Genomic DNA, 13,092 nt, shown 5'->3' with positions numbered 1-13,092 from the left:
ATCATACGGGCGTAAGCAGGGCTCCTGGCTGTAGTTCCTTTACTAAAATACATCCGGGCGTCAGTTCACAAATCCCCAGAAGATCCCCACCCTTATTAACAACCCGGGATAAGCATAGTCATACGCTGCAAAATTATTATTGGTAAAGCCCCAGTTGCCGTTCAGATTGCGGAACGTATTCAGGTTTTCTGCACGGACAAACGCTTTAAAAGAGTTGATCCTGAAATTCACATACGCTGCTATGTCGGGCAGCTTATAAGGAACAGTAACAGCATCCTGGTAAAAGAACTGCCCTAATAACGGGGAATAGTTATCTCCCTTATAATTGGTTCTGTATTTTACTTCAAAGCCTGCCGCCAGGTTTAACTTAGGATAGCCCAGCTTCCCTTCATACCCAAGCCTGTTGCGGGTGTAGATGGTGGGAATATTCAACGGCGCGCCGCCTACCACCTGCTGGAAATATACTTCGGTTCTCCATTTCCACTGTTTTGTTTTACCAGTCTCAAATACCTTATTCAAACCTATCTGCAATACATTGAACAGTGAGTTATACTGGTTGATCCTGTAAAAATCCGTGTAATAGGTATAATTGGTCATCAAATAATAATGGCCTGTTAATCCCAGTTTTAACAGCGGCTGGTAAATATCGGCGTATAAATGGGTTATATTTTCCTTTTTAAGATCCGGTGTTGCCGCTTTCATATAATTGAATGCACTGTTAGCATAGGTCATAATAAAGGAGGGCGACCGGTTTACGTTCTGTGCGCCCAGCGTAAGACTGCCGATCTTCTTTCCCAGGAGGCTCTGTATGCTGGCACCGGCCTCATAATCTCCGGCATTCAACCCGGCAAAATAGATCTTACCATAAGCGGTCATGTCCCACTTTTGATTTTTGGTACGGTTGCGGTATTCCCCGTGACCAAAGATGTTATAGTAAGTTGCAGATTGCCGGTAACCATAGGGCTCCAGATTTGACTGGCGGGCCAGGGTATCAAACAGTCCTGAAAGGTTCTGTACTCCTGCGCCCAGTTTTATAAACTGCTGGGTATTTTTAGCATCAGGATAGGTATAAATTGAAAAATCATTAATCAGTTCCTTCCAGTTGTCTTCTTTATTATAGGCCGCATCCGGGTCGGGGTTCAGGTTATAGTATTGCCTGTAATAACCGGTATCCGGCGAAGCATCAGTAAACTGATAGCTGTACTTGCTGTATTGAATGGTATGTTCCAGCCGGATCCTCGGAAAAAAAAGCGGCACTACGGTACTATCGGTCACAAGAGAATCCTTTTTCCCAAAATCATACTGCTGCCGCATCAATAAATGAAGATCTGTGTACTTGGTTCCGGTAGTAATATTTGTGCTGAAGAAATTGGCAGAATACCCTGTATTGCCGCCCAGCCTTACCGGAACAAAGTCGCGCTGGCTGTAAGATGCACTGTCCAAGAGCGTACGATCGCTGATACCACCGTTTTCCGATCCCTGTAATTTGTTGGCAACAATAATTATATAATTGCTGTAGCGTTTATTTTTAGATTGCACCCAGTTGGTGAACAGGTAGTTGTTGTGCGCCGTTTTCTGATTCTGGTACATACCCGGTGAATTGAGTAACTGGTACTCAAAATGCACGTTCCAGTTTGGTTTAATATTCTGGGTATGCAGAATATGAATAAACTGCTCCGACCGGGGTCCTAACAGATAGTTCAGTTCCGAATAGGGCCGGGTGGTTGTAAAAAAACGCGCTTTGTCTACGGTATATTTATAAATATCATAGGCATGAAAACCGGGGTCCCATCCTGATTTCAGCATTGGTGAAAAAATGTAAGATTGTGCGGCGTTCCCAAAATTGCCCAGGTAATTGTATTCGGCGGGAATGGGATAATACCGGGTAAGGTCATTAATAGAGGAATCCAGCTTATAGTTCCTTAATGTATCCAGGTACCGGTAGCTGATCGTAATGGAATCCTCAAACTTGTTTCTTTTTGCCAGACTGTCATTTCCGGTTCCGGCATTCTTTATGCCCCGGAATCGCCCGCTGATATTTCCCAGCGGATCCTGTGCCTGTACACAGTACCCCAGTACAACAAACAGCAGAATTAGGTAAAACTTCATTTATTTATTTTATGCGCCGGCTACCATCTGAGTAAATAAATGCGCTAATTTGGGTTCTGCGTTCTTCGCCGCTTCCAGCACCTCTTCATGTGTTATTTTATTTTGCTCATCGCGGATACCCATATCTGTAATGATGCTTACAGCAAATACCTCCAGGCTCATATGATTGGCAACGATTGTTTCCTGAACCGTGCTCATCCCTACTGCATCAGCTCCTAATGTATGGATCATTTTATATTCAGCACGGGTTTCAAAAGTAGGTCCTGTTACCGCATAGTAAACGCCTTCACGTACAGCAATGTTGGCTGCTGCACAGATCTTCTTTGCCCTGGCAATAAGGTGCTTGCTGTAAGGCTCGCTCATATCAGGGAAACGGGTACCCCAATCATCAATATTTTTACCGATCAGGGGATTGAGCGTTCCAAAGCTGATATGATCTGTAATGATCATAATATCCCCCACTGAAAACGCCGGGTTTACACCACCGGCAGCGTTGCTCAGCAACAACAGCTTTATGCCCAGTAGTTTCAAAACCCTTACAGGAAAAACAACCTCCTGTGGTGTATACCCTTCATAAAAATGAAAGCGGCCTGCCATGGCTACTACTTTTTTACCCGCCAGCTCTCCAAAGATCAGTTTGCCGGAATGCCCTTTTACCGTAGAAACGGGAAAATTAGGAATTTCAGCATAAGGTACTTCTTTTTCAATTTTAATATGCTGCGCAAAATTGCCCAGCCCACTACCCAACACTATTCCCACTTCCGGAACGGCAGAATACTGCTCTTGTAAAAAAGTCACAGTTTCCTGCACCTGCTGCACCACCGAATTCGACATAATTTATCTCTTAAATGTGGACAAATATAATGAAACTAACAGGTATGCGCACTTTTGAAAAAGCACGGGCATCCATCTTTTAAAACTATTAACATTCCGGCTGGCTTTATTGCATCAGCCACACGGTCCTGCAGGCTGTATTATCCTTCTGCATTCAGTTTATCAAGCTTTTTTTGTAAATCGGCAATTCTCCTGTTGCTCTTTGAAATGTTACTTTGCGTAGCGTTCAGTTTGCGGGTAAGCTTCACTGATTTTTCATTATTTCTGGCAGTTTTGTCCACCGCCTTTTCTGCTTTTCTTGCAAGTCTTTCATTTCCCGGGTTTCGGTCCATTTTCCGGGAAAATTTCCGGGCCCTGTTTGCAGCGCCTGAAGCATCATTGTTGGCACTTGCCAACGCTTTCCTTTCCTGCTCCAGATCCGCTTCATAACCTTTCAGCTTCTTTTGTTCCTTATCCATCTGTTTGGTGAGCTTTTCAATTTGCCTGGCGTTTTTTGATGTTTTTTTAGATGCTCCGGATTGTGCATAGGTGCTTACAACGAGAAATAATGTCATCATTAAGAATAATGGTTGCAGAATACTTTTCTTCATATTAATTAATTTCGGCAAATGTACTGGTTTTAGCCATTCCTTTTTGCGGTATGCTGTACGAATTTAGCTGATGCGGTGGCGGGCAGAATCTATTATAGCTACCGGGCCGTCTTCTTTTCTATAAGACGGGCAGCACCCTGCTATTATCCGCTGTTGCATGAATGAACCTGCATTGCGGTTACCGGGATCGCCCCCCTTTCAGCCCAACGTTTTTAAAAGGCCTGCGGAAGTTTCGGCTGAATCCTTATCTTCGTAGCAAAAGTTTATATATTATGAATCTTCATGAATATCAGGCCAAAGAATTATTAAAAAAATACAATGTTCCGGTGCAGGAGGGTTATGCCTGCAGCTCTGTACAGGAAGCAGAAGAGGCATATCGTAAAATCAAAACAGACACAGGCAGCAAATTTGCGGTTATTAAAGCCCAAATTCATGCAGGTGGCAGGGGCAAGGGAACCATAAAGGAAACCGGTATTAACGGGGTAAAAGTAGCCAAGTCCTTGGAGGAGGTTGAGGAATTTGCAAAAGCAATGCTGGGGGGTACACTGGTAACCGTACAAACCGGCCCCGCAGGTAAAACGGTGAACAAGATTTTTATAGCGCAGGATATGTATTACGACGGGCCGTCTGAAAGGCAGGAGTTCTATTTATCTATTCTTTTAGACAGAAGCAAGGGGCAGAATGTAATAATGTACAGTACCGAAGGCGGCATGAGCATTGAAGATGTGGCACATGAAACTCCTGAAAAGATCTTTAAGGAGTGGGTGCACCCATCTGGCCGTTTACTGGGCTTCCAGGCAAGAAAGATCGCGTTCAACCTGGGGCTATCCGGAGCAGCTTTCAAAAACTGTGTGAAATTTGTTACCAATCTTTATGACGCTTATGTGGGCCTGGATTGCAGCATGCTTGAAATTAACCCTTTGTTTAAGGCGGCTGATGACAAGATCATTGCAGTGGATTGTAAAATGAACATTGATGATAATGCGATGATCCGCCATGCAGACCTTGCTTCTCTGAGAGATGTAACAGAAGAAGATCCTACAGAAGTAGAGGCCGGTAAATACAATCTGAATTTTGTAAAACTGGATGGGAATGTTGGCTGCATGGTAAATGGTGCGGGCCTGGCAATGGCCACTATGGATATGATCAAATTAAGCGGCGGTGAGCCTGCGAACTTCCTTGACGTAGGCGGCACGGCCAATGCGCAAACTGTTGAGGCCGGGTTTAAGATCATTATGAAAGACCCGGCGGTTAAGGCGATCCTGATCAATATCTTTGGTGGTATTGTTCGTTGCGACCGTGTTGCTGCAGGGGTTATTGAAGCTTATAAAAACCTGGGCAATATCCAGATCCCTATTATTGTACGCTTACAGGGCACCAATGCCGAAGAAGCCAAAAAATTAATTGATGAAAGCGGGCTGAAGGTTGAATCTGCTATACTGTTAAGTGAAGCAGCCGACCTGGTAAAAAAAGCAGTTGCTTAATCATATAATAATATTATTCTTTCCGAAACAGGCCGTTCCCTTGAACGGCCTGTTTTATATTTAAGGGTTCCCGGAAAATATGAAATACAGGCAGGCATTATTTCAGGAAAAACTGCTGGCTGCTAAATGTGTTTTTTATCAAATATCCTGTTTTGAGGTACTATTAATCTTCATACCAATATTTTTCTTCCGGATCCGTAGCAATTTTTCAATCACCATTAAAATGCTTAAAACGAGCCGCTCTTATGAGACCTGTTTTTTCAACCGGGAATCAGTTCTTTAGCGGCATTCAGCCAGGTATGCGCGTATGGTAATATCCCATACGGATTAAAAAACTCCGTGGCGTGGCTTACAAAAGTTTATACAGGTTCATTTTTAAAAATGAAAGGCATTTAACGGGCGGGAATTAAAAATTTCCAAAGTAGTCCCAATAAGTTTTAGGGGGATGCAATTTCTGTCGTCCCCTCATTTTCAGGCAGGCCCTATTTAGCACGTTTCAGAATGTTATATACATTGTTATTACTACAGATAAGCAGGTAGTACAATTATAGATAATGAAACCACCGGTGTAAAATATTTTTAGCGCAGGAACTGCAGCAACAACTCACCTGTAAAAATTATGGGTAATCTTTTACACAGTTATTATGAGAATAAAGAAATATCTATTGTTTGTTGCGCAACCGCTCACCCTGCCACAAAAGAACAACATAGGCTTTATAAAGAAGGCAGTTCCAAAAGCGATCAACACCAGTGCTTAACGCTTTAAGCAAATTTTAACTTTTATAATACCCATCTTTCTTTTGCGGCATCGTTATTGTATTTAGCTGGTATATAACATTTAATTGTCTGCTCCAATTTCGGAGCTGATGTTTTACGCACAAAACCTAATTACTACAATTTATGATTTGCAGACCCGCATGGATCTTCGTCATGCTACTTATTGTTACTTACACCAATCAGTTGCATGCACAAACCAATCCACACACTATCTACGGAAAAATCATTAGTAAATCGGGCCTTGGCCTGAGCAACAGCTCATTAAAGCTACAGCCGGCAGGAGACACTGCTATCACGGACCCCGATGGTAAATTTACTATTAAGGCAAAGACCGGAGACTCGTTACTGATAGAGCACCCGGCATTAACAAAACCTGCTATTATTGCTATTCCCGCATACGACAGCCTGCTGGTCACTTTTGGAGACGACAAGCTGAGCGTTGGAGAATGGAAAAGCTCAGCAGGAGGGTTAAAGGATTCAATATCCTCCGGCACCGAGAAATCAGTTGCAACAGATACAGTTCCCAAACAAACAGATACGGCCCGCCAGGGCCAGACTGTTACAACAACAGCAAAGGGAGATACCGTATTTGTAAAGGGAACAGTGGTCAATTCATCAGGCCAGCCTGTTGCAGGTGCCAGCATTACCTATCCGGATGGTAAGCTGTATACCGCCGATGAAAACGGTGTTTTCTCTATTCCATTCATGCAGGGGCAGCAGGTCTCTTTTTCCGGCGTTGGTGTAGCGGGTGTGAATGTGACGCTGAACAACCCCAATACGCCATTAAAAATAGTATTGTCCGGCAAAAAATCTTCAGAGGAACTGGAGCAGGTTACGGTAACGGCACTGGGGATTTCAAAGAAAAGCCGGTCAGTTGGGTATGCCATATCGGAAGTAAAAGGTTCAGAAATCCAAACGGCTAAGGAAGTGAATTTCGTTAACAACCTGGCAGGACGGGTGCCAGGTGTGAGTATAACCACAAACAGTGGTTCTATGGGTGGTTCCAGCAAGGTGACCATCCGGGGACCAAAATCCGTTTTAGGCGATAATAATGCCTTGTTTGTTGTAGACGGAATTCCTTTCAGCAACCTGAACACCAACTCTTACAGCCAGCAGATCGGTGGTGGCGGTTTTGACTATGGCAGCCCTGTGCAGGATATTAACCCCGATGATATTGACCAGATATCTGTACTAAAAGGCGCAGCCGCTACGGCACTTTACGGAAGCCGCGGGCAGAATGGCGTGGTATTGATCACCACAAAAAAATCGAACGGAGGCGGAAAGAAAATTGGTGTGAACTACAGCCTGAATGTGCAAAGTGATAAAGTATATGTGCTGCCCAAATATCAGAATAAATATGGCGGTGGTTCCAAACCCACATTTGACACGCTCTTTTATAATAAAAACCCTGAACAATTTTTAAGCAGTTCCTCTCCTGCGTATCAGGATCCGGTTTTAGGAGGTTATGACCTGATCCCTGAATTTGCAGTAGATGAATCCTGGGGACCCGCGCTTGATGGTCGTTTGGTGCGGCATTACTGGTCTTTTGACAAAAACAAGGATAATCCTTATTTCGGGCAAACCGCTCCGTGGTCGCCACAGCCCGACAATATTAAAAATTTTTTTCAAACAGGTGTAACCGTTACCAACAGTGTTAGTGTAGGAGGCAGCAGTGATAAAGGTTCCATCCGGATAAGCATGGCAGATACCCGCCAGCGTTTCGTATTACCCAACTCCCATCTTTCAAGAACCAATGTTGGCGTTAATGGTAACTATAAAATTACCGATCAGTTAACCGCAAGCGCCGGCGTGCGCTATTCCTATACAAAAGCCAAAGGTCGCCCGGGCACAGGCTTTACAGGACAGAATATGATGAACCTGTTTAGTGAATACGGCCAGCGTCAGTGGGACATGAGCCGTATGAAAGATTACAAATATGCGGATGGAAGCCAGATCAGCTGGAACCGGAAAACTTTTGACGACCCCACGCCCAACTTTGCCAATAACCCTTACTGGACACGTTATATGGAATACGAGAACGACGACCGGAACCGGCTCTTTGGTTCAGTAGGCCTGGAGTATAAACCGCTTGACTGGCTTTCCTTTAACGCACAGGCCTTTATGGACAGCTATAACACATTGCAGGAAGAAAGAACGGCCAAAGATTATTTCCTGGGGAGTTATACGCGCAATACCATTGATTTCAAAGAAATGAATTATATGTTCACCGCCAATATCAAAAAAGATATCAGTGACAAATTCAACCTCGGTGCCACTATTGGCGGCAACATTATGAAGCAGGATACACGCCTTTTTACAGGCGCCACACCTGCCGGAGCCGGTTTGATTACACCTGGCGTATACACGCTGGCCAACATTTCAGCACCACCCACCATAACAGAGGCACGTCCGCGTAAGCAGATCAATTCCCTGTTTGGAACCGCTACTATCGGTTACAACAATAATATCTTTCTGGAATTAAGCGGAAGGAATGACTGGTCTTCCACGCTGCCTGCTGCAAACAGATCCTATTTCTACCCATCGGCATCTACCTCGATCATTTTTTCAGATTGGCTAAAAGATGTTAAATGGCTGAACTTCGGTAAGGTGCGGGCTGGTATTGCGCAGGTAGGTAACGATACGGATCCCTTTAATATTTTCCTGACGTATACAATGCCCCAGCTCTTTAATGGTGTACCGTATGTATCTGTAGATGATCTGAAAAGAAATCCTGTACTGAAGCCGGAAAAGACCACTGAAAAAGAAGCCGGTATTGAATTGAAGCTGTTCAATAACCGGGTAGGCGTTGACTTCACCTACTACGATCGCGTCACCAAAAATCAGATCATCCCGGTGAACGTTTCGCCTACTGACGGATACACACAATACCTGTTGAATGCAGGAAGCATCAGCAATAAGGGCATTGAGCTTCACGTGGACGGAACACCAGTACAATCTGAAAACTTCAAATGGAACATCGGGTTTAATTTTTCAAGAAACAAGAATAAGGTACTGGATCTGGCCCAAAACGGTAATGAAGTGATTGATAAGATCAATATTGGTACCGAACGGAGATTGAACCAGGTTTCGGTAGTAGCTGTAAAAGGGCAGCCATTGGGAACTTTATACGGTTTTGATTATACTTACAAAAACGGACAAAAAATCATTGATGAATCCGGGCATTATGTAAAAACAGATCAGGTGGTTCCCCTGGGTAGTGTTTATCCTGATTATGTTGGAGGTATTACCAACAGTTTTACTTACAAGAATATTTCGTTGAACGCGCTCATTGACTACAGCAAAGGCGGTAAATTTTTCTCCTATACCAACATGTATGGATTGGCCTCAGGGTTGCTGGAAGAAACCGCGGAAGGAAATGTAAGAGAAAATGGCGTGGAAGTATCGGGCGTATTAGCCGATGGAACGCCTTTTTCAAAGACCATTACCACAATGGATCATTTCAAGAACAATTTCGGTAAAAATATCAATGCCGCCAATGTGTATGACGCCAGCTATATTTACCTGCGCGAGGTAACATTAGGATACCAATTGCCCAATTCCTGGGCCGAGAAAATACGTGCCAGCAATATTACACTTTCTTTGTATGGACGTAACCTGTGGCTGATCAAATCCAACGCTCCGAATGTTGATCCTTCCAATATTGCTAATGGAACCGGTAATATACAGGGCCTGGAAGGAGGCGCCCTTCCATCGATCCGCTCCTTTGGCTTAAACCTCAATGTCGGATTCTAAAAAACACGTAAAATGAAATCGTTTATAAATAAAATATTGTTATTATTCCTGGTGCTATACATCTGCTCATGCAGCAAATTTGATGAACTGAATACGAATCCGGTATTGCCTTCCACGGTTACGCCGGAGCAATTACTTCTTTCAGCGGAAAAAAACGCTATGGATATTTTATATAATTCCGTAGTAAATAACCGGATCGGGATGCACTATGCGCAGTACTGGGCCGCATCGGACAAAGAGGAAGACAGCCGGTACAGCCTTAGCGAAGCGGGCAACTCCACATTATGGTCGCTTTACAATCGCCCGCTGAAAGACCTGCAGACGCTTATGGATCTTAACCGGGCTGCCGAAGTACAGGACCCTGTGCCCAATCAGAATGCCATCGCAGGCATCTTAGAGGTATGGATGTATCAAACACTGGCGGATGCCTATGGTAATGTTCCCTATTCCAATGCCCTGTTTGACAGCATTCCCGCACCGGTTTATGATGATGCGGCTACGATGTATACAGATTTTCTGAAAAGGCTGGATGAATACCAAAACACCCTGGATTCGTCCAAAGATAGTTACCCCTCCGGTGATGCTTTCTATAACGGGGATGTAACAAAATGGAAAAAATTAGCCAATTCGCTGATCCTGCGCATTGCCATGCGTATGAGCGATGTAAAACCCGCAGAGGCAAAAACAGCTATTGAAACTGCGGTAAAAAATGGCGTTATTACAGACAGTACAGATGATGCCCTTTTCCCGTATACCAGCCAGGCACCCAATCAGTACCCCTATAATGATTTTGGAAGACCACAGGTGGAATTTGTGGTTAGTGAAACAATGGTCAATTATATGGATTCATTAAAGGACCCGCGTCTTAAAGTATACGCCCGTCCGGCAACAAATTCGGGGACCATTCTTGGCAAGCCCTATGGCATCGGAACAAATTCCGCGGCCGATGCCCAGAAATACTCTACCCCGGGAGTACGCGTTTATGCACCTGACTTCCCCGGTATACTGATGACATCCTCTGAAGTTCAGTTCTTACTGGCAGAAGCTGCTGCAAGAGGTATGAATGTAGGAGGCAGCGCCCAATCCTTTTATGAAGCAGCTATAAAATCAAATATGACATTCTGGCAAATACCGGATGCAGCTGCTGCAACATATATCAAATCTGTGCCCTATAATGCCGGCAATTGGAAAAATATAATCGGTACCCAAAAATGGATTGCGATGTATATGCAGGGATTACAATCCTGGTATGAGCGGCTGCGTTTAAAGTTCACAAAAACAGATGGCACCCCGTTATTTATTGCCCCCATTGCAGGTTCGCTGGATCCTAATGTTACCATGGTGCCCAACCGGCTTACCTATCCGGTAGTGGAAACCAATACCAACGCAAAAAACAAAGACGCCGCAGCTGCAGCCATCGGCGGAGACACAAAAGGCACCCAGCTGTGGTGGCAGAAATAATTTTACAAAACTATATACACCCTAAAAAAGCCGCTTGTTATTAAGCGGCTTTTTTCTTGCATAACCTGCTCTGTTATTTCATGACAGAAGGCAGGTTCTTTAACATATCTTCCGTTATTGCAGCCAGGTCATATTCATGCTTCCATCCCCAGTCCCTGCGCGCAACAGCATCATCAATGCTCCGGGGCCAGCTGCCGGCTATTTCCTGGCGGTAATCCGGCTGATAAATAATCTCAAAATCAGGAATATGCTTTTTGATTTCAGCCGCAATTTCTTTTGGCGAAAAACTGAGGCCGGCAACATTGTAAGAGGTACGTACAGAAATTCTTTCTTTAGGCGCTTCCATTAATTCAATGGTTGCACGAATGGCATCCGGCATATACATCATAGGCAGGTAAGTGTTTTCTTCCAGGAAGCTTACATAGCGTTTCTCTTCCAGCGCATCATGGAAGATCTCTATAGCATAGTCTGTAGTGCCCCCGCCCGGCGCCGATTTATAAGAAATCAGACCGGGATAACGGATACTCCTGACATCTACCCCATATTTCATATGATAATAGTTGCACCAGAACTCTCCCGCATATTTGCTGATGCCATAAACCGTTGTAGGTTCAATGATCGTTTGCTGGGGGCAGTTCTGCTTAGGGGAAGTGGGGCCAAAAACTGCTATGGATGAAGGCCAGTATACTTTATGGATATTTTCCTCACGCGCAATGTCCAGCACATTCAAAAGACCCTGCATATTCAAATGCCAGGCCAGCCCCGGGTTTTTCTCACCTGTGGCAGACAGGATGGCTGCCAGTAAATAAATCTGGGTAATACCCTGGCGGATCACCTGCACATGCAGCATTTCCTTATTCATTACATCAATGCTCACATAAGGCCCGGAACCTTTCAATAACGGGTTCTCCTCCCTCAGGTCTGAAGCTACCACATTATTATTTCCATAGATTTCCCGAAGCGCCATTGTCAGTTCCACACCGATCTGCCCGGAGGCGCCGATAACCAGGATCTTCTCTTTCGTCATTTTGCAATTTTTAGAGTGCAAATATAACTTTATAAATTACTGGTTGTATTGCATAGTGCAATCGATTGTAGCCGTAACACCGGGGGCCTGTCCCTGATCGCCGTATTTTATATACGGCAGGTACCGGAGCTCCGGCAGTATAATGCAGGTGGCATACCGTTCACCCGCACCATCCGGGACAGGTTCTTCGCTTTTCGCACGAAAATTTTATGTAGGTTTGTAGCTATGCAACAATTCTTAAAAGACCTTTTTGAAGGCCAGCAATACCATCCCGATTCTTTTTTTCTTATAGCCGGCCCCTGCGTGGTGGAAGGAGAAGCCCTGGTAATGGGCGTGGCAGAAAAAGTTTCCGGCATCTGCAAAAACCTGGGCATTCCCTATGTCTTTAAATCTTCCTATAAAAAAGCAAACAGGACCAGTATTGATTCGTTTACGGGAATAGGTGATCTAAATGCATTACAGCTTTTAAAACAGGTAAAAGAAACATATCACATTCCTGTTGTAAGCGATATTCATGCACATGAAGAAGCTGCTTTAGCTGCTGAATACGTGGATATGCTGCAGATACCGGCCTTCCTGAGCAGACAGACCGATCTGCTGGAAGCTGCCGCCCGGACAGGTAAAACAGTGAACATTAAGAAAGGACAATTTCTTAGCGGACCGTCTATGAAATTTGCGGCAGACAAAGTAAAGCATGCGGGAAATGAAAAAGTTATTTTAACAGAACGGGGAAATACCTTTGGCTACCAGGACCTGGTAGTCGATTTCAGAAATATTCCCTGGATGAAGGAACATGGTGTGCCGGTTGTAATGGATTGCACGCACAGCCTGCAGCAGCCCAACCAGACCAGTGGTGTAACAGGGGGCAACCCGGAACTGATTGGTACCATCGCCAAGGCTGCTATTGCCACAGGGGCGGATGGCCTGTTTATAGAAACACACCCCAACCCGGCAATTGCCAAAAGCGACGGCGCCAATATGCTGAAGCTGGATTACCTGGAGCCTTTGCTGGAACAACTGGTAAAGATCCGGGAAGCCATTATCTCCACCTAAACCC

The 13,092-nt window shown here is 44.6% G+C and carries 8 protein-coding genes; 4 read left to right on the top strand and 4 right to left on the bottom strand.

Going from position 1 to position 13,092, the window contains the following annotated elements:
• Window positions 1-60: 60 nt before the first annotated feature.
• The 3 genes from A8C56_RS03585 to A8C56_RS03575 form a co-directional block, all read right to left on the bottom strand.
• Window positions 61-2,109, bottom strand: a complete 2,049-nt coding sequence (locus A8C56_RS03585; RefSeq protein ID WP_067752145.1) for a putative porin — start codon at window positions 2,107-2,109, stop codon at window positions 61-63.
• Between the two features lie 9 nt (window positions 2,110-2,118).
• Window positions 2,119-2,943: a purine-nucleoside phosphorylase gene (locus A8C56_RS03580; RefSeq protein ID WP_179946958.1), complete on the bottom strand. Its 825-nt coding sequence runs from the start codon at window positions 2,941-2,943 to the stop codon at window positions 2,119-2,121.
• A 140-nt stretch (window positions 2,944-3,083) separates the two neighbouring features.
• Complete coding sequence (locus A8C56_RS03575; protein ID WP_157097867.1) at window positions 3,084-3,533, bottom strand: hypothetical protein; 450 nt, start codon at window positions 3,531-3,533, stop codon at window positions 3,084-3,086.
• Between the two features lie 272 nt (window positions 3,534-3,805).
• Between A8C56_RS03575 and sucC the strand changes: the two genes are divergently transcribed.
• The 3 genes from sucC (at window position 3,806) to A8C56_RS03555 (ending at window position 11,008) form a co-directional block, all read left to right on the top strand.
• Entirely contained in the window at window positions 3,806-5,017 is a 1,212-nt protein-coding gene (gene sucC, locus A8C56_RS03570) for an ADP-forming succinate--CoA ligase subunit beta (protein WP_067761558.1), read from the top strand.
• A 900-nt stretch (window positions 5,018-5,917) separates the two neighbouring features.
• A complete protein-coding gene (locus tag A8C56_RS03560; RefSeq protein ID WP_084489988.1) occupies window positions 5,918-9,547 on the top strand; it encodes a SusC/RagA family TonB-linked outer membrane protein in 3,630 nt (1,209 codons plus the stop codon).
• Window positions 9,548-9,559: 12 nt separating this feature from the next.
• Window positions 9,560-11,008 carry a SusD/RagB family nutrient-binding outer membrane lipoprotein gene (locus A8C56_RS03555; RefSeq protein WP_067752136.1) on the top strand — a complete coding sequence of 483 codons (1,449 nt, stop codon included), beginning with the start codon at window positions 9,560-9,562 and terminating at the stop codon, window positions 11,006-11,008.
• A gap of 73 nt (window positions 11,009-11,081) precedes the next feature.
• Here A8C56_RS03555 and A8C56_RS03550 read toward each other — a convergent pair whose 3' ends face one another.
• Complete coding sequence (locus A8C56_RS03550) at window positions 11,082-12,035, bottom strand: NAD-dependent epimerase/dehydratase family protein (protein WP_067752133.1); 954 nt, start codon at window positions 12,033-12,035, stop codon at window positions 11,082-11,084.
• Window positions 12,036-12,260: 225 nt separating this feature from the next.
• Between A8C56_RS03550 and kdsA the strand changes: the two genes are divergently transcribed.
• Window positions 12,261-13,088, top strand: coding sequence for a 3-deoxy-8-phosphooctulonate synthase (kdsA, locus tag A8C56_RS03545; RefSeq protein WP_067761556.1), 828 nt, complete (start codon window positions 12,261-12,263; stop codon window positions 13,086-13,088).
• Window positions 13,089-13,092: the final 4 nt, after the last annotated feature.

The organism is Niabella ginsenosidivorans (assembly GCF_001654455.1).
GTDB lineage: Bacteria > Bacteroidota > Bacteroidia > Chitinophagales > Chitinophagaceae > Niabella > Niabella ginsenosidivorans.
The sequence above is the reverse complement of the archived record's forward strand: the minus strand, read 5'-3'. Positions and strand labels throughout refer to the sequence as shown.

Coding starts and splice junctions, on each gene's coding strand:
- A8C56_RS03550 (WP_067752133.1), bottom strand. CDS start 12,035: ATGACGAAAGAGAAGATCCTGGTTATCGGCGCCTCCGGGCAGATCGGT.
- A8C56_RS03560 (WP_084489988.1), top strand. CDS start 5,918: ATGATTTGCAGACCCGCATGGATCTTCGTCATGCTACTTATTGTTACT.
- A8C56_RS03585 (WP_067752145.1), bottom strand. CDS start 2,109: ATGAAGTTTTACCTAATTCTGCTGTTTGTTGTACTGGGGTACTGTGTA.
- sucC (WP_067761558.1), top strand. CDS start 3,806: ATGAATCTTCATGAATATCAGGCCAAAGAATTATTAAAAAAATACAAT.
- A8C56_RS03555 (WP_067752136.1), top strand. CDS start 9,560: ATGAAATCGTTTATAAATAAAATATTGTTATTATTCCTGGTGCTATAC.
- A8C56_RS03575 (WP_157097867.1), bottom strand. CDS start 3,533: ATGAAGAAAAGTATTCTGCAACCATTATTCTTAATGATGACATTATTT.
- A8C56_RS03580 (WP_179946958.1), bottom strand. CDS start 2,943: ATGTCGAATTCGGTGGTGCAGCAGGTGCAGGAAACTGTGACTTTTTTA.
- kdsA (WP_067761556.1), top strand. CDS start 12,261: ATGCAACAATTCTTAAAAGACCTTTTTGAAGGCCAGCAATACCATCCC.